Origin of the sequence: Halalkalibacter kiskunsagensis (genome assembly GCF_037027555.1) — a bacterium.
Lineage (GTDB): Bacteria > Bacillota > Bacilli > Bacillales > Bacillaceae_D > Halalkalibacter > Halalkalibacter kiskunsagensis.
Window position 1 is genome coordinate 1 of record NZ_JAXBLX010000044.1, and the last position, 22,825, is coordinate 22,825.

At 40.2% G+C, this 22,825-nt stretch carries 17 protein-coding genes; 13 read left to right on the forward strand and 4 right to left on the reverse strand.

The window, feature by feature from the left end; all coding sequences use genetic code 11:
• Positions 1-187 precede the first annotated feature (187 nt).
• Positions 188-373: a hypothetical protein gene (locus SLH51_RS19630; protein ID WP_335963195.1), complete on the reverse strand. Its 186-nt coding sequence runs from the start codon at positions 371-373 to the stop codon at positions 188-190.
• A 339-nt stretch (positions 374-712) separates the two neighbouring features.
• Between SLH51_RS19630 and SLH51_RS19635 the strand changes: the two genes are divergently transcribed.
• From SLH51_RS19635 to SLH51_RS19645, 3 genes are all read left to right on the forward strand, one after another.
• Entirely contained in the window at positions 713-1,531 is an 819-nt protein-coding gene (locus SLH51_RS19635; protein ID WP_335963196.1) for a transporter substrate-binding domain-containing protein, read from the forward strand.
• Positions 1,532-1,746: 215 nt separating this feature from the next.
• Positions 1,747-2,382, forward strand: a complete 636-nt coding sequence (locus tag SLH51_RS19640) for an amino acid ABC transporter permease (RefSeq protein ID WP_335963197.1) — start codon at positions 1,747-1,749, stop codon at positions 2,380-2,382.
• A complete protein-coding gene (locus SLH51_RS19645; RefSeq protein ID WP_335963198.1) occupies positions 2,379-3,101 on the forward strand; it encodes an amino acid ABC transporter ATP-binding protein in 723 nt (240 codons plus the stop codon). The genes SLH51_RS19640 and SLH51_RS19645 overlap by 4 nt, the downstream gene beginning before the upstream one ends.
• A 42-nt stretch (positions 3,102-3,143) precedes the next feature.
• On the opposite strand, the gene SLH51_RS19650 is transcribed toward SLH51_RS19645, so the two are convergent.
• Complete coding sequence (locus SLH51_RS19650) at positions 3,144-4,394, reverse strand: erythromycin esterase family protein (protein ID WP_335963199.1); 1,251 nt, start codon at positions 4,392-4,394, stop codon at positions 3,144-3,146.
• A gap of 307 nt (positions 4,395-4,701) precedes the next feature.
• Entirely contained in the window at positions 4,702-4,944 is a 243-nt protein-coding gene (locus tag SLH51_RS19655; protein ID WP_335963200.1) for a hypothetical protein, read from the reverse strand.
• A gap of 586 nt (positions 4,945-5,530) precedes the next feature.
• Between SLH51_RS19655 and SLH51_RS19660 the strand changes: the two genes are divergently transcribed.
• The 7 genes from SLH51_RS19660 to SLH51_RS19690 all read left to right on the forward strand — a co-directional run bounded on the left by SLH51_RS19660 (position 5,531) and on the right by SLH51_RS19690 (position 17,554).
• Positions 5,531-7,333, forward strand: coding sequence for a cache domain-containing sensor histidine kinase (locus SLH51_RS19660; RefSeq protein WP_335963201.1), 1,803 nt, complete (start codon positions 5,531-5,533; stop codon positions 7,331-7,333).
• The gene (locus tag SLH51_RS19665) at positions 7,311-8,489 is read left to right on the forward strand and encodes a response regulator (protein ID WP_335963202.1); all 1,179 of its coding nucleotides are present in this window, start codon (positions 7,311-7,313) and stop codon (positions 8,487-8,489) included. The genes SLH51_RS19660 and SLH51_RS19665 overlap by 23 nt, the downstream gene beginning before the upstream one ends.
• Positions 8,486-9,775: an ABC transporter substrate-binding protein gene (locus SLH51_RS19670; RefSeq protein WP_390184022.1), complete on the forward strand. Its 1,290-nt coding sequence runs from the start codon at positions 8,486-8,488 to the stop codon at positions 9,773-9,775. The genes SLH51_RS19665 and SLH51_RS19670 overlap by 4 nt, the downstream gene beginning before the upstream one ends.
• Before the next feature lie 923 nt (positions 9,776-10,698).
• Positions 10,699-12,069, forward strand: coding sequence for a glycoside hydrolase family 68 protein (locus SLH51_RS19675; protein ID WP_335963205.1), 1,371 nt, complete (start codon positions 10,699-10,701; stop codon positions 12,067-12,069).
• Positions 12,070-12,152: 83 nt separating this feature from the next.
• Entirely contained in the window at positions 12,153-13,487 is a 1,335-nt protein-coding gene (locus SLH51_RS19680; RefSeq protein WP_335963206.1) for a glycoside hydrolase family 68 protein, read from the forward strand.
• Between the two features lie 92 nt (positions 13,488-13,579).
• Positions 13,580-14,926: a glycoside hydrolase family 68 protein gene (locus tag SLH51_RS19685; protein ID WP_335963207.1), complete on the forward strand. Its 1,347-nt coding sequence runs from the start codon at positions 13,580-13,582 to the stop codon at positions 14,924-14,926.
• A gap of 231 nt (positions 14,927-15,157) precedes the next feature.
• Entirely contained in the window at positions 15,158-17,554 is a 2,397-nt protein-coding gene (locus tag SLH51_RS19690) for a GH32 C-terminal domain-containing protein (protein ID WP_335963208.1), read from the forward strand.
• Positions 17,555-17,842: 288 nt separating this feature from the next.
• On the opposite strand, the gene SLH51_RS19695 is transcribed toward SLH51_RS19690, so the two are convergent.
• The gene (locus SLH51_RS19695) at positions 17,843-18,841 is read right to left on the reverse strand and encodes a LacI family DNA-binding transcriptional regulator (RefSeq protein WP_335963210.1); all 999 of its coding nucleotides are present in this window, start codon (positions 18,839-18,841) and stop codon (positions 17,843-17,845) included.
• Between the two features lie 552 nt (positions 18,842-19,393).
• Here SLH51_RS19695 and SLH51_RS19700 point away from each other — a divergent pair.
• The 3 genes from SLH51_RS19700 to SLH51_RS19710 all read left to right on the forward strand — a co-directional run bounded on the left by SLH51_RS19700 (position 19,394) and on the right by SLH51_RS19710 (position 22,797).
• Positions 19,394-20,719 carry an ABC transporter substrate-binding protein gene (locus SLH51_RS19700; RefSeq protein WP_335963212.1) on the forward strand — a complete coding sequence of 442 codons (1,326 nt, stop codon included), beginning with the start codon at positions 19,394-19,396 and terminating at the stop codon, positions 20,717-20,719.
• A gap of 285 nt (positions 20,720-21,004) precedes the next feature.
• Entirely contained in the window at positions 21,005-21,943 is a 939-nt protein-coding gene (locus SLH51_RS19705) for a carbohydrate ABC transporter permease (RefSeq protein WP_335963213.1), read from the forward strand.
• 5 nt (positions 21,944-21,948) lie between these two features.
• The gene (locus tag SLH51_RS19710) at positions 21,949-22,797 is read left to right on the forward strand and encodes a carbohydrate ABC transporter permease (RefSeq protein WP_335963214.1); all 849 of its coding nucleotides are present in this window, start codon (positions 21,949-21,951) and stop codon (positions 22,795-22,797) included.
• Positions 22,798-22,825 lie beyond the last annotated feature (28 nt).

A 22,825-nucleotide genomic window follows, 5' to 3' on the forward strand; every position in this document is an offset into this window, starting at 1 on the left:
CCTATTCAATATAGGAATCATCTTCTAGTTGCTTAATCTCTTTTTTTATTGTGTCCTTGACATAGGTGCCAGTTTAAGTTGCTGACCTCTTTTTTGTTTTACAGGTGGTAGTTTGGGAATAGGAGAATGTGTACACGTGCCAAGCGCGAAGGGAAAGCGATTAAAGAAACACTCTAACCTTGTTTTATCATTTACCGAGCAAAAACATTAACCCTTTAAAGATGAGAAATAGAGAAAATACCAATACAGCTATCGCACCAACTACAGTTGAAATAGGGGCGATCCCTGCCAAAAATGTGCCTGCTAAAGGAACTTTTATTAAAGCGAATCCAGCTAAAATACAAGCTAGCATTAAGAAAATCCATCTATCCATACTTTTCCCTCCTTTCTATAATCATGGTATGTACAAGAAAGGAGGGAGTGCTTGTCATTAACTGGATATAGGTTAGTGTCATATGATTGAACTGTTGATTACATTGGAAATTAACTCAAATACTAGAGGAAACAAGAGCATGCCTCGTCATATGAAAGGAAAACGAAAGATAATTGACATGACCCTCTCTTACTACATTTTACCAGTTTATCCGCCTGTATATCAGAATTTACACAATTTGCTTAAAAATAACATTATGTATAAAGTAGGAAAAGTCAAAAGATTTTCATAGTTACTTTTCATAACCGTTGCTTTACTAGACAAAAGGGGGAAAAAGAATTGAAAATTTCTAAAACAAAGAGAAAAAGTGCAAAGATGAAACACATAAGTTTAGCTTTTGTAACAGCTATGTTGTTAATGGTGTTGGCAGCATGCGGGACATCTGAGGAAACGCAAGCTGGAGATCAAACAGAAACGGAAACGGTTCAAGAAATTTCCGTTGCTGTTGTACAAGATTATCCTCCGTTTGAATACATTGTTGATGAACAATTAACGGGATTTGATATTGACATTGTTGAAGCGATTGCTGAAAACCAAGGTTTTACAGTCAATTGGGAAATTATGAAGTTTGACGGAATTATTCCAGCACTACAAGCCAATCAAGTAGATGCAGCTGTTTCTGCGATTACGATTCGTGAAGATCGTGCAGAAGTTGTTGATTTTACTAAACCGTACTTTGAATCTGGGTTATCTCTTGTTGTTCCAGTAGATAGTGACATTAATAGTGTTGAAGATTTAGCAGGGGCAACGATTGTAGCGAAGCAAGGTACATCAGGTTTAGAAAAAGCAAGAGAGTTCATTGATGAATATGGCGGCAGTGAAACTGTTTTACAAGAGGATGCAACGATGTACATGGAGATCGTTGGTGGGAATGCAGATGCTCTAATCAATGACTATCCGAGTGTCGCTTATAAAATTGCACAAGATGGAGACGATTCTGATATTCGTATTGTCGGTGACCGCTTGACGGGTGAGGATTACGGTATTGCGATTTCCAAAGATGCAGAAGGGCTGCTTGAGAAGTTCGATGCTGGTCTTGCTGACATTATGGAAAGTGGCAAGTATGACGAAATCTACGAAACATATTTTGCTGAATAAAGAGAGAGCAAAAAAGGTGTGACTGCTTAGATGTCACCTTTTAGATAAAAAGTAAAAAGAAGGTACTTCAGAGAAGGGCAATGGCTTAGCACGTTGCGCGCCTTTTAAAAGGCTTAAAACATAGCAACGGCTTCGCTCATTGCTTACAAAACAGACGGCTGCGCCGTCTGTTTTGTGCAAAGAAGGGAAGGATAACAATCGAAACGTTAGACATTATGATTGATGCCTTGCCAGTGCTATTAAAAGGGATGTGGTGGACGCTAGTCATTACTATCATTTCTCTTTTAATTGCACTAGTCATTGGCTTAGTATTAGGATTGTGTAGCATTGCTAGAAATAAACTACTACGTGCGATTGCGATGATTTATGTCGATCTCATACGAGGAACACCGATCCTTGTGCAAATTTTGTTTATTTATTTTGGTTTGCCAAATGCGACGGGAATCAAAATGACGGCATTAACGGCAGGAATTATTGCGATCAGCATTAACGCTGGTGCGTATTTAGTCGAGATCTTTCGTGCTGGGATTAACTCTATTGATAAAGGGCAAATGGAAGCGGGAAGGACACTTGGTTTTTCTTACGGGGAAACGATGCGTATGATCATCTTGCCTCAGGCTGTTCGTCGCATGATTCCAGCGTTTGTGAATCAGTTTATTGTTAGTATTAAAGACACGTCGCTTCTTTCTGTCATTGGGATTGCGGAATTAACGATGTCAGGTCAGTCGATTTACGCGATGAATTTCCGGGCTTTTGAAATTTTGTGGTTGGTAGGAATACTTTACTTTGTTTTAATTTATACACTTACATTGTTTTCCCGTTGGCTTGAAAGGAGACTGGATGTCGCATGATCAAAATTGAAAATTTACAAAAATCATTTGGCGACTTGCAAGTATTAAAGGATATGAATGTAGAGGTGAGGGCCCAGGAAGTCGTCTGTGTCATTGGACCTTCTGGCTCAGGAAAAAGTACGTTTTTACGCTGTATTAATTGCCTAGAAGAACCAACGGGTGGATCGATTGTTATTGAGGGAATGGACATAACTGATCCGAAAAACAACGTGAATAAAATGCGGCAAAAGCTTGGGATGGTGTTCCAACAGTTTAATTTATTTCCGCATATGACCGTTCTCGAAAATATTACGATTGCTCCGAAACGACTGAGGGGAAAGGCGAAGTTGGAAGCTGATCAGTTGGGGAAAGACTTACTTAATAAAGTTGGGTTGGCAGATAAAGCCGATGTATATCCAGACAATTTATCAGGGGGACAAAAGCAACGCGCCGCTATTGCCAGAGCTCTTGCGATGGAACCGGCAATTATGTTGTTTGATGAACCAACATCAGCACTAGACCCCGAAATGGTCGGAGGTGTACTAGCTGTTATGAAGAATTTAGCGAAAGAAGGAATGACGATGGTGATTGTGACCCATGAAATGGGCTTTGCCAGAGAAGTCGCAGACCGGGTCATTTTCATGGATGGTGGCTATATCGTCGAAGAAGGAGATCCAGAAGACTTGTTTGGAAATCCGAAGCACGAGAGAACGAAGACATTTTTGTCAAAGGTGTTGTGAAAATCTGGAGGTGCCTGGCACCTCCAGATTTTTTAGATTGAACTACGATAATAGTGACAATGCCGTTGTCTCATCAACATGAATAAACGCATCGTACCTGTCAGAGAGTCTTGAAGGGACATAATTTCCGTGATGTTCAAAGTCGGGATGGTAAACAACTCCGATCGCGCGGTGGCCGATCATACTCCTGAAGTAATCCCTATTTTCTTCTGTAAACAGCAAATACTTATTTGATGCTCCTGCATGGTGAAGCGCTTCTTCAAAGCTCCCGTCGACGCCTTTTGGTACACGCATCACTTCAGGTGTTGTCCCCCATTTTGTGGTAGCGATTACCGTACCTTGATATGTTCCAAAGCCAATGGCATATACGTTTGTTTGTCCATATTTTTCACGAGTTAACTGACCGACATTGACCATACCCTCATTTGCCATGTCCGTTGCACGGGCATCTCCAATATGGGTATTATGTTCCCAAACGATCGCTTTTGCCGTTTTGCCATGAAAATTACCGATACAGTGAAGGACCTCAACCATATGACGGTCGCGAATGTTCCATGATTCACTATCATTTGTAATCATCGTATGATAATAATGCTCGGCATTTTTTGCTACAAGGGCATTGATGTTCATATTAAGCACGGATTCAAGATCATCATAATCAAAGCGTTTGTTTTCTTGTATTGTTTCTAGAAGTTCCATGATTTCACTTACACAATTTTCCCCGTAAAATGCAGCGGAGAGACCATACTTTTCTGGCTGGCGTTGGTAGGGATTGAAACATTCGATTGCGCGCAATGCTTTCTCTAAATCCGGTGACTTAATTTTACCCAAGTAATTTACGATTGCATCCATCGACTCCCATAGGCTATAAACATCTAACCCGTAAAAGCCAACTTTCTTTGTTTGCGTTTGATTATAAGTGTAGAGCCAATCAATAAGGTCAACCATCTCATGATTGGCCCACATCCAGCTTGGCCAGCGGGTAAAGGTTTTTCGAAGCACATCTTCTGCGCTAGAATACTCCGAAGCCATGCCCTTTATGTAGCGGTTGACTTCATAACAAGCAGGCCAGTCGCCTTCAACTGCGATAAAGGTGTAATGATGTTCTTGAATTAATTGCTTCGTGATGTCAGCACGAAGCGTATAGAACTCACTCGTTCCATGACTTGCTTCTCCTAGTAAAACGTATGTAGCCTGACTCGCTTCTGTGATCAGGGGCGATAGCTCTGATGGTGCTGAAAAATTCACGGAATATTGTTGAATGTGCTCTGATAATTTGCTCGTCTTTAACAAGTTTGTTCACCTCTTTTGTAGTATGAGCCAAAAAAATAGGTTCATGAAAAGGGAACATATTAATGTGTAAATCAACATGAGCTTTCTTAAGAGTGGAATATGGAAATAAGGTGAGTACATTGGGGATGGTTATTTAGAAGTGTATTTTAGCAAGCCTCGATTTCAAACGATGGATTCAATAAAATGTAAAGCTTGAGAAGTCCCCCAAGCTTTACTCTGTGCTACTTGTTAGCGAAGTTAAATATACTTCCACAACAAACGAAGCATATTTAGTTCTTGTTCTGATCTAATGATTTGAGATGATTTCTTAATATAGCGGTGGTTGATAATGATTGTGATGATGTTGTTGACAAGACGGGAATGGGTTGATATCTTGTATCGTTCGATAATCATAATGTTTGAGAGCAAACTGTGATTGGTACAAATATTCCATAATGTAAATTTGATTGCCATCTGCACTACATAATATACCCGAAGTTCCTTGTCCATTGGTGAATGAAACTCCAACGGGCTGACCAAATAAGTGTCCAATTTTTTGTTGCCAGCTCATTTGAACATCTCCTTTTTCAATACGTTATGTTAAAGATTAGGGAATGGTGCCTAGAACCACTCAAAAGAAGTCGCTCAAAACCTGTCTTAGGATTTTGTAACACCTAGTAAAGGAGTTGAAATCATAGCCGGCAATTTTTAGCTGCTCAGGTACTCTAATGTTGTCTTTTTGTGCGTGGAAATAAATAGCATATGCCAACATATCATTACTGCAAAATACACCATTACAATTCGAACCGTCCCGTTGCTTCTTTGTTGCTTCCTGCCCGCTTCCCATCCTTCTTATGGAAAAAATCTATGAGTAAAGTGGGGTGGTGCAAGAACGGAAAGTCATACATATGATTCTATCTGCAATAAGTAAATACAAGGACTGTGCTGTTTATGGTATTCTCTAAAGAAGATTATTCTAAAATGAGAATTGACAGGATAGTTAGTAACGGAGGTGAGAAGTGATGAGTCAACATGACTTTCACGATCAAGCCTCATTTTTAATTGTTTATATAGAGTCTTAGCGAGCTAGTAGCGTTAGCAAGTAGCGATTGCAAAATACAGGGCAATCGCTTCTGAGCGAAAGGAGCATCATTCTTGTGAAGAGCATTCAAAGTCGCCTATTGATCATGCTTATTATTTTTATCATCTTCCCGTATTTTTTATCTGTGCTTTTGATTTATGGGTATACGAAGAAGAATGTGGAGCGGTATGAGCTTGCTAGCAGTCAAGACCAAATGCAAGAGGTGTCGGATCATCTGGAACAATACTTTCATGATATGATCCAGCTCCCGTATATGTTGTATCGAAATCCTGATTTATTTCGAATTTCAGATAATAATTTTCAAAATTCTAATTATTCGAATCCGTTGGCAATTGAAAAAGCCCTGAAAACTTTTTATTTGATGCGAAGAGAAATCCGTCAAGTTCGGTATTATATTGCGAACGAAAAAAACTCGATTACTGTTTATAATGCGATGATAAGTGCCCGTAAGCATCAACCGGATTTATTTGAGCTAGCTTCTATTCAGGATCTAGTAAACTCTGACCAGAATTTTATGATTGAGCCGCCGCATCAGATTGAGAATTATAACGATGCTGCGATCATTCCCCAGTCGGACAAAACGATGGTTTTGACGATTCATCATAAAATCATAGATGTCTTGTCAAACGAACTTCTTGGCATCATCACGATTGATATCGATATGGATGAATATACTCGCATAAGTGACCGTCTCATTCAAGGGGGAGACGAATCGGCCTTTTTAATTGATTCCGATGGTTTTATCATCTATGCAAGTGATCAAGATTTGATCGGAAAATCTGTACCTTCCGATTTGCAGTCGCAGATAAATCAGGAGGAAATTTATTCTGATGACGATGATATTATCTTGTCCAGAACGTTGTCGGGGCCGTTAGATCAATGGAAATTAGTTAAGATCACTCCGAGCGAGTTCTTATTCAATGAGGTGAGGCAAACTGCCCATACAAATATCATGGTCGGTGTGGGAGTGGTAGTTTTGGGCTTATTAATGGTTGTCATTATTTCTTACAAGATTACTCGTCCAATCAAACTCCTTAGCAGGAAAGTCCGAAGAATTGAGGGCGAGAATATGGACAAGGACGTGCCGTTTGATGATCAACGAGAAGACGAAATCGGCCATCTGGAAAAGCATATAAAGGGGATGATGGACCGGATTAATCTTCACATTGAACGTGAATATAAACTGGAGATTGAGAATAGAAAAAACCAGTTTAAGGCTCTAAAGTCTCAGGTGAATCCGCACTTCTTATATAATTCATTACAGTCCATTGGTGCGGTTGCTCTAAGGTCCAATTCTCCGGATGTGTACAAATATGTGACGTCCCTCTCTCGAATGATGCGATACTCGATTCGTGCAGATCAATGGGTGTCGGTTCAAAGTGAAGTGGATTATATAAAAGCCTATTTGGAACTTCAAATGGAGCGTTTTCGAACCAGTTTAAGCTATTCGATTGATATAGAAGAGACGATTCTTGATATTAGAGTTCCAAGTATGATTCTACAACCGCTCGTTGAGAATTTCTTTAAACACTGTTATGAAGAGGGCGTTTATGATGCTCATTTGCACATTTATGGAGAAATTCGAGAAGAATATTTATATCTGGTTGTGGAAAATGATGGACCGAGTCTAATGGATGTAGAGTTAGAGGCGTTAAGGGAAACGATCTATACGCCGGGTGATGAAGGATCCCATGAACATATCGGTCTGAAAAATATCCATGACCGATTAGTTCTCAATTATGGGCCGAGAGCAGGAATTGAACTAGATACGAAGCATGGACAAGGGTTTTCAGTAAGGCTTATGATTCCATTACGTGCAAAGGAGGATGAAATATATGAAAGCTCTGTTGGTGGATGATGAATTCAATGTACGGGACGTCATTCGTTCATTGGGACAGTGGCAAAAATACGGGATTACGACGGTTTTGGAAGCAAACAATGGCAAAGAAGCAAAAAGATTGATTGAACGGGAATCCCCGGAAATCATTTTTACAGACGTTAAAATGCCCGAAATGAGCGGTATTGAATTAATCGAGTGGTTAGATGCCATATCTTATCCGGGTAAAGTAATTTTGGTCACGGTATGTGACGACTATTCATTCATGCGTAAAGCGATTCAGTACAGTAGCTTCGATTATTTATTGAAGCCGATTGAACCTGAAGCGCTAAATCAAGCATTGTTCGGTGCTGTGAATGCTTGGAAAAGCGAAGAGGAGGAACGCCATAACAAAGAGTCGGGCTTCTATGAAGATGTCAAAAGTTTACGTATGAACCGGGTGGTGACGGCAGCTTGTAACGGCGAACCTTTTGACGCTGGACAAATTGCCTCATGTTTTCCGCAAGCTGATGGATACGATCTAGCTTTAATTTCCTTTTACCAAATGCACGATTCCGATTCTTATATTCAGTTGTTGGCTAATGAGCTTTATGATCGGGAGTGGGGGAATGCATTTGCGCTTCTGAACGACCATCATCTCTGTGTGGTTATTACTGTACATGGCCAATGGGTAGCGGTAGAAGAATGGATTAGTCATCACTTTGATATCCCTATTCGTCTTGTTAGCGTTCCATTGAAATCTTTAGAAGAACTACCTGAGTCTTTTCAATCTGCGCAACGAGAAATGGCTGGTCAAAATTTCAGATCTATACACCGATTGACCAATGTCGATGATGCTATGCGCATGCATGACATTGTCGCATATGTTGACAAGTATTATAGAGAAGAGTTGAGTTTGGAAAAACTGTCCAACCGGTTTTTCATGAGTCGCGAACATATCTCAAGAAAATTCAAACAAGAAAAAGGAGTGACCTTGTCAGAATACGTCACTCAACTAAGAATTGAACAAGCGAAACAGTGGTTAATTCAAACGGACGAGAAGATGTACTCGATTTCAATAAAGCTTGGATATCAAGACGGAAACTTCTTTTCGAAGCTATTCAAAAAAATGGTTGGTATGACACCGATCGAGTACCGGAATCACGGGAAGAAGCGAGAGGAATGGGTAAAACAATGAAAAATAAGATGTTGCAATTGTTTTGGACAAGTAACCTCATCCTTTCACTTTTCGCTTGTGAAGCTGACAATGAAATAGTGAAAAAGGAAACGATTAGTGAAGATCAGAAGATCACATTGGAAGTGTGGAATCGGAAAGTCGAAATTTCCACACAGTTCGAAGAGATGATTCTGGCTTATGAAAAGGAAAACGAGAGCGTGGATATTATCGTTCGTACTGTAGGCGGAGGGGTCGATGATCGTACCGATCTAATCGCGCAGTTAGCTGCCGGAAAAGGTCCTGATATTTTTACGAACGGTGGATATGAAGAGGCCAAAATGTGGAGTGAATATTTGGAAGATCTTTCTGATCAGCCTTGGGTTGAGAGTGCGTTTGAAGCTACGCTGGCATCAATGAAAATTGATGACGAAATTTACGGAATGCCTATAAACCTTGAAGGGTACGGATTCATTTACAATAAAGATTTATTTAAAGAGGCAGGAATTGAAACGTTGCCAAAAACGCTTACTGAATTGATAGCAGCAGCAGAGAAATTGGAAGCGGCAGGCATCCCGCCTTTTGCAATCGGATATTATGAAAAGTGGAAATTGGGCCATCTTTTAAATATTGCCTTTGCGCAACAGAAAGATCCGGATGCCTTTATTAAAGGCCTTAATGACGGAACGCAAGAAATCGAACACAATCAAACATTCAAAGATCTGATCAGATTGTTGGATGTAACGATTAAATTCGGAAACGAGAATCCGTTGACTACGGATTACAACATGGAAGTGAACCTGTTTGCCACTGGGAGAGCAGCGATGATTCAGCAAGGTAACTGGATTCAGCCAATGCTGGATCAACAAACGCCAAATATGAACATCGGATTTCTACCAATCGCGATTAATGACGATCCTAAAAACGATGCCTTACCGGTCGGTGTACCCAATTACTGGGTTGTGAATAAACAATCGACCCCCGAGAAGAAGAAAGAAGCAAAGAAGTTTTTAAACTGGATGGTTTCTTCAGACCAAGGAAAACAATTTATGACGGAACAATTCAAATTTATTCCGGCATTTAAACATATTGAGACAAACCATTTAGGACCGCTCGCAGACGATATTATCCGTTACGTCAAAGATGAGAAGACGTTGTCCTTTAACTGGTTTAAATACCCTGGGGGAGCAAGGGATGTGTTCGACCATGAGTTCGGGCTTGCCATGCAAGCTTACATCGATAAACAGCTTAATCATGATCAATTGCTGCAAGAGTTGCAGAAGTCATGGGAGAAGGCTGCGAGGAAATGATTGATCAATCCGCCTTATCGCGTCATTTCTTCGTTCGACACCCATGCGGCGTTTTTGGCAGCCTAAAGATAATATGAAAGCATTAGATTTAGATGCTCAAAGCAAAGTCAATGGGGCTTACAGCTGAAGAAGTGAGAGAATTCATTTTATCGTAAATTATACAAACATGATTTTTTTATAGTTCGGTAGATGGGATTGATTGGGACCCATCTCTTTTTTGTTAAAGGATCGAGCGGCAAAGTGGTTCCTCATTCCGTTAAAAAAGAAAAAACGTTTCCAAAGAGGAGGAAGCGGATCCTGGTTCCGCTAATTGTAAAAAATCAGTGGAATTTTAGGTGAAATAAGCAATTAACGGAACGAGGAACCGAAACCTTGCTCAATACAGGAAGAATATAAGGAATAACGGAATGAGGATCCACCAAGAACAAGTAGATCTACAGTTTGTGCATAATTTCACTGGGTGCATTGAGTTGAATAAGAATTTCAAAAAGCATTGGTTTAAATCCAATGCTTTTCTTGATGTTAATTTGAATGAAGGTTTTCAACTTCTGAACCGACCCCGTTACTCCTATCGTCCCCACTTTTTTTTACAGAGTCCGAGTTTCCTATGACCCAACACTTCGATGGAAAGTAAATAATCCAAAGTCCTTCCATAAGAGATCATCCACATCAATTTAAGACTAAATTATCCTCAATTTAAACCGTATTTCCCAAAGGTAGATTTATTTATAATCCAATATATAACCGAAACATGGTGGGATTGCTACTGTTTTTCTATAGGAAAACCCAAAAGACTAAATGTACTGTTACGGGAATCTATGAACCTTTTAGCTCTGTTATCCCACCAAACAAAAAGAAAGGAGGAAAGAATGAGAAAATAGTTGTTTGTTAAAAAAAAATCATTTAAAGAGAGGAATAAACAAATGAAAATGAAAACTCGTAAAAAAGTAGGGAAATTAGTTTTGTGTGCTGCGATTTTAGCTAGTAGTCTGACAAGCGTTAGCGTTGCTGCGAGCTCTAACTGGGGGATTGAGGATGATTACACGGCGTCCTGGTCCAGACAGCAAGCAGAGAAAGTGGCTTTGACGGAAGAGACGACAGCCCCAATCATCGATATGGATTTTGAAGACGTAGCTCCGGATGTGTGGGTTTGGGATACGTGGCCCCTCCAGAACAGAGACGGTTCACTTGCGAACGTGAAAGGCTACAGAATCGCATTCGCATTGGTTGCACCACGTACTTATACTTGGCATGACCGTCATACTGAAGCAAGAATTGGCATGTTCTACTCCAAAAACGGCAAGGATTGGACTTACGCAGGAATTCCGTATGACTATGACAACGCGTTAGGACACATGCAATGGGCTGGTTCTGCCATGTTGGACGAGAAAGGAAAAGTGCATTTCTTCTATACGGCAACCACTGATATGAATGCCAATGGCGGTAAAGAATTTAATAAAGACGGATGGGTGCAAAGAGCTGAGCAACGTCTCGCTAAGACGACATTTGATATCAGTGCAGACAAAAATGGAGTGCATCTGACGAATGAAGGTGATCACCAAATCCTTCTTGAAGCAGACGGCCATCATTATGAAACGATCGAACAGTTCCAAGAGCACGGAAATATCATCACTGGGTTCCGCGATCCGTTTTTCTTCAAAGATCCGAATACAGGCGAAGAATACATTATTTGGGAAGGTCAAGCAGGCACCAATAGAAATGATATAAAACCGGAAAATATCGGTGATAAAGAATACCGTGAAACTCATACCGTTCCGGATCGTGCAGAATTTTACAACGGCAATATAGGGATTGCGAAAGTGCTTGACAACGACGTAACTGAACTGGAATTATTGCCACCGCTTCTTGAGTCGGTTGGGGTCAACCATCAGTTGGAACGTCCGCATGTTGTGGTAAAAGGCGACACTTACTACCTGCTTACGATCAGTCACGAATTTACGTTTGCCCCAGGCTTGAGCGGTCCGGATGGATTGTACGGATTTGTCGGCGAGGGAAGCTTGCGTACAGATTATAAGCCGGTCAACGGCACTGGTCTGGTTGTTGCCAACCCAGCGGAAAAACCATTTCAAGCTTATTCTTGGTGGGCGGCTCCAGATGGTCAGGTCATCAGCTTCATTAATGAACCTTTAGACGAGAATGGTCAGGTTCAATTTGGTGGAACTTTTGCACCGACGCTGAAGGTATCCTTTAACGGTGACAAAACAAAGATCGTGAAAGAAATGGAAGCTGGAGAAATCAAACCTTTCGGTCCTTACGGTAGATCCTTACGGTAAATACTCGGTAAGAGGAAATAAAGGTATAACTCTCTTTCACGTTAATCAGCTTAGCGAAATACTAAAAACTAGGAGGTAAGAAAATGAAAAAGAAGAAAAGAAGTTTGTTATTAGCGACAACGATTATCGGACTATCTGCCATCCTTTCCCCACTTGCAACAGTAGGCGCAGCTAACGATTATACGGTGTCCAATTGGACGCGAGAACACGTAACGAATATCGAACTAAATGATCGTAACACGGCTCCGGTTATTAACATGGATGAATTAGAAAAGTTAGATGAAGGCTATCATACTTGGGATACATGGCCTCTTAAAGATAAAGATGGCTCTGTCGCTGTTGTGAACGGCTATAAAATCATTTTTGCTCTTTCAGCTCCAAGTCATGTACTACCTGGACAGGTCCATGATATCGCAGAAGTTCGTTATTTTTACTCAAAAAACGGCAAGGACTGGATTAGTGGAGGTCCTGTTTTTGAAAAAGGTGACGCATTAGGTTCAAGACAATGGGCAGGTTCAGCTATGATTGATGAAGATGATCAACTTCACTTTTTCTATACTGCTACTGGACGTAAAGGAGAAGAGCGTATTACTTATGAGCAACGCTTTGCAAAAGCTTCCGCTGATGTAGTTGCCTCTAAAAAAGGAATTTCTTTTAAAAATTGGTCTGATCATCAAATTATCCTTGAAGCAGACGGAGAATACTATCAAACTCAAGAACAAGGAAGTCAAGGCGATATTGCCTATGCTTTCCGTGACCCTGAATTCTTTAAAGACCCTAAGTCTGGTGAAGAGTACATTGTCTTTGAAGGAAATTCTAGCGGAGCGCCTGCTGACCGTTCTTGCTTGCCAGAACACAGCGGTTCACCTGAATTCGCTGAAAGCCACGATGTTCCAGAAGTATCCGTATTATTTAATGGGAGCATCGGGATCGCAAAGGCTAGCAATGAAGACTATACGGAATTTGAATTGCTCCCGCCATTACTAGAAGCGAATTGTGTCAATCAAGAACTTGAAAGACCACATATTATTGTAAAAGGAAATAACTATTACCTATTTACAGACACTCATTTTGACAAATTTGCTCCTGGAATTACAGGTCCAGAAGGGCTATATGGATTTGTTTCAGACGATTTATTTGGCAGCTATGAACCACTGAATGGAAGTGGCTTAGTCATTGCTAACCCTGAAGATAATCCATATCAAGCTTATTCATGGTTGGTTTTACCTAATGGAACGGTGATTAGCTTTGTACACTTTTCCGATCTAGGAGACTTAGAGATCGCTGACGTAGGTCATCAATCTCATGAATTTCAATTTGAACATTTTGGTGGAATGCCCGCACCATCTTTAAAAATTGCATTGAATCGTGACCGTTCGCATATTGTGACAGAGTTAGGACAAGGTGTAATCAGATAATGATAATGAGTCAGCCTCTCATGATTAAAGTGAGAGGCTGTTTTCATCAAAGGCGATACTACAAAAATAGTAAAAGAATATGGGGGATATAAATGGAATGTAAAAGAGATAAGAAGGTCCAATTTTATTTAGCAGCGATGATAGGCCTTTCTGCTATATTCGCTCTTATTGTAAGCACTGATGTATCTGCCAAAGAAAATATGGATCCTTATAATTGGACTCGTGAAGATGTTAGTAATCTTTCAATGAAATCTGAAAATACTGCACCTGCTATTAATAAAGACGAGCTTATTCAAATCACATCAGACTCTTATATTTGGGATACTTGGCCATTGCAAGAAAAGAATGGCCATCCAGCTGTCGTAAACGGCTTTAAAGTTATTTTTGCTTTGTCAGTGCCGAGTGATGTCCTTCCTGGTAAGCGGCATGATACAGCTGAAATCCATTATTTCTTTTCAAAGGACGGTAAGAGCTGGGAATCCGGTGGTCCAGTTTTCACAGATGGAGAAGCATTAGGCTCAAGACAATGGGCAGGATCTTCGATTGTTCACAAAGATGGGAAATTACAATTTTTTTATACCGCAACAGGTACGAAAGGTGAAACTCAACTAAGCTATGATCAGCGAATCGCAACCGCAACGGCAAATATAAAAACAACGAACACAAGTGTGACATTTGAAGGTTGGTCGACACATGAAGTGATTCTTGAGGCAGATGGAGAATACTATCAAACAAATGAACAAACAGGTCCAGTAGAATCGTCATATGCATTCCGTGACCCGTATTTTTTCCAGGATCCAAAGACTGGGGAAGAATATCTTTTGTTTGAGGGAAATTCTGCTGGGAAGCTTGAAGACAGATCCTATAAACATGAATATATTGGCTCCGCAGCATTTCGCCGAAACCATGTTATCCCTGATGGCTCAAAAGCGTTTAATGGCAGTGTTGGTATTGCAAAAGCAACGAATCAAGATTTGTCTAATTTTAAATTGCTGCCACCATTGTTGGAAGCGAACTATGTAAATGATGAACTGGAGAGACCAAGTGTCATGGTAAAAGGAAGCAACTACTATCTTTTTATAAAGACACACAGTGAAAAATTCGCCTCCGGTCTTAAGGCACCGGAAGGGTTATATGGATTTACTTCAGATTCACTTTTTGGAGGCTATCAACCTTTGAATGAAAGTGGGCTAGTCATCGCAAATCCGACCGATAACCCGTATCAAGCCTATTCTTGGATGGTTATGTCCAATGGCACTGTAATAAGTTTTGTCAATTATGTTGATGTGGATGGTAAAGATATTTATGAAATTGGCGAGCAATCACCAGAATATCAATCCGACCATTTTGGTGGAATGCTGGCACCTTCATTAAAAATATCGATCACACGTAATGAAACAAAGATTCTTCATGAAAAGAAGCAAGGGGTTTTTAAATAAAGTGAGACTTTCATCAGGGGCTTTTTTCTACATCCCTCACTGATGGATAGCAAGACTAATCGGATTTTGACTGCCAGTTAGGTATAAACGAGAAGGACAAGCAATGGCGTTCCGGTATTACTGAGCGCCATTGTGTATGGTTACCTTTCGTCATGATCATGAGTCAACCTCTTATAGTTAAAGTAAGAGGCTGCTCTCATCAATTTTTCATATAGGAAAGTGAGGAGCATCATGAAACGTTATCTCGTAATCTTTTTTATTATTGTTACAGCACTAATCATTTGGTTTGCGACCGAAGAATTAAATGACGAGCAAGAGCAAGTTGAAGAGGAGCCTCTTGAACAACTTCAACACGAAGACGAGTCTTTAGAGCATATAGCTGCCGTATGGAATTTTGATGAAGGAACGGGAACGTCCACCATTGAAGCGCGCTCCAATCAAGAACACAACATTCATTATGTCTTTAACGAAGCAGCCGATAAACCGAACAGTGATCCCCTTTGGAAACAAGGGATTTCTGGGCACGCATTGCTGTTTGACGGCTATTCAACATGGGTGTCAGCCGATGGATCGACACTCGATATCCCAAAAGATACGCTGACACTAGAAGCTTGGGTGGCGCCTCGTGCGTTTGAATGGGGAAATGAAGGAAAGCTTTCTTCAATTATTAGTTTTCATAATAAAGAGGAAAATCAAGGCTTTCATTTAGGTGTGTTTCGTCATGGATCATGGTCTTTCCAATTTGGCACTGGAGAGGAATGGTTAGAAGTGTGGGCAGATGAGGAATTTAGACTTCCTCGAAATGAATGGTCCCATCTTGTTGCTGTTTTCTCACAAGAGAGAAACGAAGTCGTCCTTTATCGTAATGGCGAACAAGCAGGCCATCTAGAGGTTCCGCCTCATACTCAGGTCGCCTTACCTGATCAAGAACTTCGAATCGGAAAAAATAATGACCCTGCTAAAATAAGTGATACATTTGACGCAAGCATGTTTAACGGCTTAATTGATGAGGTGAAAATTTATCAAAAAGCAGTTGAACCGGCTTTTGTTCAGGAACGCTTTGATCAATTTTTTGATGGTGAGCTTCCTGACCCAAGCGCTGAACTTGCCTGGGATAGAAGCAGATATGAAGGGGATCGTCATCGGCCTCAGTTTCATTTCACACCCCCGGAGCATTGGATGAACGAACCGCATGCCCCGCTATACTTTAACGGACAGTACCATTTATTTTATCAGTTTAATCCGGCGGGCCCTTATTGGGGCGGGATTCACTGGGGACATGCAGTCAGTGATGATCTAATTCATTGGAGAGACTTACCCATTGCCTTAGCCCCTGAAGCAGATCAAGTCGACCCTGATGGGGTATGGTCTGGGGATTCGGTTATCGATGATGAAGGCAACCCTGCTCTATTTTTTACCGCAGGAAATGATAGCATGAGACCAAATCAAATGACAGGTCTAGCAAGAAGTACGTTTTTAGATGATCAAAATCATGATTTAGTTAATTGGATTAAGCATCCAGAACCTGTAACCATTCAAGAAGAAGAGATTCAAACGGAAAAAGGAACGGTTTGGCATGGTCAATTTAGAGATCCGTTTGTCTTTAAATCTGGAGATAAATGGGTCCAACTGGTTGGTTCAGGAATAAGAGATGGCGAGGAGTCAGTTGGAGGAACGGCGCTTGTTTACACGTCAGATAACTTAATCGATTGGCATTATGAGCATCCTCTTATGATCGGGAATGTCTTCAACTATCCGGAAACGGGTGATGTGTGGGAGCTTCCCGTTCTATTACCGATTGGGGAAAACGAGAGCGGTGAAGAAAAATACGTTTTTCTCATTAATCCATGGTTTGACGGCGATAGTGAATATGCGGTGAAATACGTCTGGTATTGGATCGGCTCGTGGGATGATGAAACCTATCAGTTTATCCCTGATCAAGAGGATCCTCAGTTGCTAGATGTCGGGGAACACTTTACAGGACCAAGTGGAATGGTCGATGATGAAGGCCGAGCCATTGTTTTTTCGATTACACAGGATAGAAGAACCGAAGAAAGTCGGTACAATGCCGGATGGGCTCACAATGCTGGTTTACCAATTGTCCTTTCGCTTCGTGACGATCACCGTTTAGGAGTGGAACCTGTTCAGGAAGTAGAACGTTTAAGAGAAGAACACCTTTATGCACTCGACACCCCTTCTACCATAGAAGACGTGAACCAACAAATAGCAGACCTCCGTGGAGACATGCTTGAAATTGAATTGGAAATTGAAAGAAAAGAGGCTCAAAAAGTCGGGATAAAAGTTCGTCAATCACCAGATCAAGAGGAAGGAACGCTCTTATTCTATGATTTTGACGAACAAATGATGAATGTTGATCGGGAGCACTCCAGTCTTTCAGATAATGTGGAAAAAGGAATTCAAGGAGGAAAGGTGGAGTTTGAAGGCGACCTTTTACGCCTCCGTATCTTCCTGGACCGCTCCATGGTTGAAGCCTATATAAATGGCGTAAACAGTTTAACGACACGCGTCTATCCATCAAGAGACGATTCTCTCTATCTAGAAGTATTTTCAGAAGGAGAGTCTGAAGTGAAGAAAATGGATGTATGGAGAATGGGAAGCGCATATTAATGGGGACAGGTTCCCAGTCCCATCTTGAAGCAATGAATACCCTATTTCAATTTGGTATATTGATCATTTCAATGTTAATCGCATAGCGATCATCGCGCTAGTCACCAAAAAAGAAGTAACCGCCCGTCACTCCGACCAAGAGTAGGTGGTTACTTCTTTTCGGTATAAACTTTCAATTGATCAGCCGCTCTTCATGCGGCATGTAGTTGTCTTTATGAAAAGGTGTCTGACCAGTGAGGTGTTGCGTTAAAGCGGCATGGGCAAGTGCCCGATCAAAGCACCTGATCATTACGTCGTTTCTCCTTTTATCAGCTCGACATCAATAATCGTGTTGTTCGGCTTGTCGCCTTCCTTGTCCTCAATCATCTTTACTAAAGTTGAGCATAACTCCCGTCCAAGGCGGTCTGCTGGCTGCTTGATTGTTGTGAGCTTTGGATTTTGAAGCATCCGTGTAAAGGAAGTGTAGTCATAACCTACAATTTTAAGCTGCTCAGGTACGTGAATGTTGTTTTTCCTGGCATGAATATACAAAGCGTATGCCAGCATATCATTACTGCAAAATACGCCATCATACTTTGCAAGCTCATGGGCTACTTGTTCTTCAATAAATTTCTCATAGTTTTTGTAAAAAGAGAAAGATTTTCTGCTGTATTCTTGCTCAATCACCTTAAAAGGAATGTCATGTTTCATACAGGTCAGTTTAAAGGCATCGGCACGCCTATTTGGCAGCACATCGATATCGAGTGGGCCAGATAGATGAAGTAAATATTTACAACCGCTTTCAATTAAATGCTGAGTTGCAATCGTCCCTCCGTTAAAGTTATCTGATCCTACATAAGGGATGTTGTTTGACATAATTCGGTCAAAGGATACAATTGGAAGCTTGACCTTACGATATTCTTCTATATCTAATGTTTGACTACACATAATAATCCCATCGACTCGATTTTCCTTGAGCATTCCTATATATTTCGTTTCCTTTTCAGCTTCATCTAACGAGTTGCAGATCAGGATTTTATAGTTATTTTTGTAAGCGAATATTTCAATGTTTTTTATTAATTCAGCGAAAAAAGGATGTTCGGAGTCGGGAACGATCACGCCTAACAGATAAGACTGGCTTTTTTGCAGTGCGCGAGCAATTTGATTTGGAGAATAATCAATATCAGCCATGGCCTTTTCGACTTTTTTGCGTGTCTCTTTGCCAATATAGCCTCTATTATTAAGCACACGTGAAACGGTTGTGACGGACACGCCAGCCTTTTTTGCAACATCTTTTATATTTACCATAGTTATCTCCTTTATTAAGAATTCAAATGACATATGCTTTTATTTAAAAATAGCAGAAAGGAATCGAATGAGAAAGAAATAGCTCTCGCATGTCAATCTAATCTTATAACTTCCTTAACAAGTGTAACATAAATGTGGTAACGTATGACATGTTGTTTTATCAGTACTGGGTAGGATGGAAAATGCACTATAATTAGTGTTGTATCATAACTTACCATAGTTTTCTAGTCGTTAAACTAGCAAAAAAGGTAGAATTAGTTTAATAAATGGTAACGTAACCTTAAATTTATACGTATTCATCCGATTTTATGAGTTTTTGAGTGAAGTGAAATATAGATATATCTTGTGTAATTGTTGATTTCATTGGATTTTATTTAAAAATAAGAAAAAAACATGTGATTTAATAATATGAAAACGTTTGACATATTGTTAGTTGTGGATATATACTTTGTGTAAGCTCTTACATATGGAGGTGTGAAAGTACACTTTAAAATTTGAAGGTTGCTAGTTTCCTAAGGCTTTGAAAAAACAATTATATAGGGGGAATTACTGATGAGTAGAGCTAAATTAGCTTTTGTGTTAATGCTTATTGTTAGTGTGATGTTAGTAGCTTGTAATAATAATCAGGATGCTTCAAATGCAAATGATGACATGGAAAGCGATAACACAAAGGATGGTAATACACAAGAGGTTGCTGAAGTGATTGAACTAGATATGTGGATTCACCAATCTGGTGAAGATGAGACGAACTACAATAAACAGCGTATTGAAGATTTTAATGAAGCTCATGAAGGTGAGATTCAAATCAATGTTGAGGTTGTAATGGATGATGGCGGTAGCTCGTACAATGACAGCTTGAACGCGGCTTTAGTTGCTGGGAATCTACCAGATGTATTAGCGCTTGATGGTCCTTTTGTTGCTAGTTATGCAGATGCAGAGATTATTGCTCCAGTAACTGATTACATCTCAGATGAAGACAAAGAAGATTTTGTTGATTCGATTATTGAACAAGGTACGTACAACGGTGAGTTATACTCTTTAGGTGCGATGGAATCTTCCGTTGTCCTTTATTACAATAAAGAAATTTTTGAAGCGGAAGGTATTGAAGCACCAACAACGATTGAAGATGCTTGGACGTGGGACGAGTTTATGGGCGTAGCTAAACAATTAACAACGGAAGATCGTTTCGGACTTAACCTCTTTATGAACTATGGAGTTGGTGAGTGGTACACGTATATGGGTGCACCGTTTGTTTGGTCAAATGGTGGAGCGCTAATTTCTGAAGATGGAACAACGGTTGATGGCTATTTAAACGGGCCAGAAAGTGTTGAAGCGCTTGAATATGTGAAAAGCTTGTTCGAAGAGGGCGTCGTAACACTTACCCCTTCAGAAACACAATTTGAAGAAGGAAAAGCTGCAATGGCTCTAGGTGGACCTTGGATTGCTGTCTCTGCTGAAAGTGCGGATCTTGATTATGGGATGATGCCTTACCCATATAGTGACGTTCCAAAGTCTCCATCAGGTAGTATGGCTTATGCAATTTCGTCACAAGCTGAACATCCAGAAGCCGCGTATAAGGTAATGCAATGGATGACAAATGAAGAGTCAACGATTGGATTATCTGAAGTAACAGGAATGCCTCCAGCTCGTAAATCTGCTTTTGAAAGCATGGAATCATACAACGAGTTACCGAAAAAGATAATGCGTGACCAAGTTGTCAATACAGCACATGCTCGTCCTACGACACCAGCATACCCTGTATTAACAGACGCATTTGCACAAGCATTTCACGCAGTGGCACTTGGTGAAGACGCACAATCAACCCTAGATCAACAAGTTCAACGAGTAGAACGCGAACTTCGCCGATTTAACAAATAGAAGAGATTTTTCAAAAAGGTCGCATTTTACCTTTTTGAAAAATCTCGAAGCAATGAGCGGAACCGCTGCAAGGTTTTAAGTCTTCTATGAGCGGGTTTCTCATAGAAGACGCGCAGCGAGTGAAGCCATTGCAACACCCAGAAAAAGGTCGCATTTTACCTTTTTGAAAAATCTCGAAGCAATGAGCGGAACCGCTGCAACTCATAACGAGAATGAACACACTCAGTACTAGACGCGGATTCAAACCTCTAGTACTGTTAAATGCCTGATGTGGAGTGATAGGTAATGAAAACTGATAAAAGTTTGAAAACGAATAGTCAGATAAAACCAAAAGTACGTTTTAACTTCAATTCTCAAAAGTCACAAGAAACGATCAATGGTTATTTATTTTTACTACCTGCTTTAGTACTACTAGGTGTCTTTTTGCTTTATCCAATGGGAATGGCTTTTTATTATAGCTTCACAGATTTCTATTTATTAAAACCTGATCAAATACAATTTATTGGATTAGAAAATTTCACTTATATTTTCCAAGATGCTGAGTTTAAGCAAGCATTTAAAAATACAGCCTATTTTGCACTTCTAGTTGTACCAATTCAAATGGCTGTCGCGTTAGGGTTGGCCTTATTAATTAATCAGAAATTAAAAATGAAAGTATTATTCCGTACCGCATATTTCAGTCCAGTCGTAATGTCGTTAGTTGTTGTATCGATTTTATGGACGTTCTTATATAACCCAAATGAGGGTTTGATTAATGAAATGTTGGGAATGTTCGGCATCTCGCCACAACCTTTTTTAACGAGTCCAAATCAGGCGATGAATTCGATTATTGTTATGTCCGTATGGCAAGGGGCAGGGTTTCAAATGTTGATTTTCCTTGCGGGATTGCAAAATATTCCGAAGCATTTATATGAGGCTGCTTCGATTGACGGAGCAACTCCGTGGCAACGATTTTGGAATGTTACATTGCCAGGTCTAAGAAATGTCTCAGTGTTTATTTTCGTTACGATCACCATTGCTGCTGTGAAGTTATTGGTTCAACCGATGATTATGACACAAGGTGGACCATTAGGGTCAACGAAAACATTAGTTTACCATATTTATGAAACTGGTTTTAACTATCGGGATGTTGGGTATGCGTCTTCGATGGCAGTCGTTTTTACAATATTAGTATTAATTATTACGATCATACAACGTAAGGTCGTTACTGAGGAAAGGGGTTGAACGTAATGGAAAAGAGTAGATTAATCAAAAATACGATTCTTTACCTTTTTATGACGTTATTAGCGTTCATCTTCTTATTTCCTCTTATTTGGATGCTAGTTTCTTCATTAAAAAATGAATTTCAAATTTTTCAGGATATCGGATCGATCAAGGCATTTTTACCACCGGCGCCACCAGAGGGAGGCTATTTTGCCAATTATATCGCGGCATTCGAACGTGTTGATTTGTTCCGTTATATGTTAAATAGCTTAATTTATACAATCGGAATTCTGGTTTGTGGGTTAGTCGTTAATTCAATGGCGGGTTATGCATTAGCACGTTTTAATTTTCCGTTACGTCATTTCTGGTTAGCCGTCATCATTGCGACACTGATTATTCCACCAGAAAGTATTTTCTTACCGCTGTATGTCCTTGTTTATGATCTTGGCTGGGTCAATACGTATACTGGCTTAATTGTTCCGTTTATCGCAAATGCCTTTAGTATTTTCCTTTTTAGACAGTTCTTTATAGACTTTCCAAAAGAGATTGAAGAAGCGGCGAAAATTGATGGTTGTTCGCAGATTGGTATCTTTTTCAAGATCGTTGTGCCACTATCGAAACCAATTTTTGCCACAGTTGCAATTTTTACGTTTATTAACCACTGGAATGATTTCTTATGGCCGCTTGTCGTAGCGACTGAGGACCGGATGAGAACGATCCAAATTGGTTTGCAGTACTTCATGAATCAACCACCTATCCAGTGGGGACAAGTAATGGCAGCACTTACTGTCACAACGATTCCGATGTTATTAATCTTTATTTTCTTGCAAAGATATTACGTTCAAGGTTTAGCGCATACAGGTTCGAAAAACTAATGTAGTTGTAACGACGATTGGGAGTGAC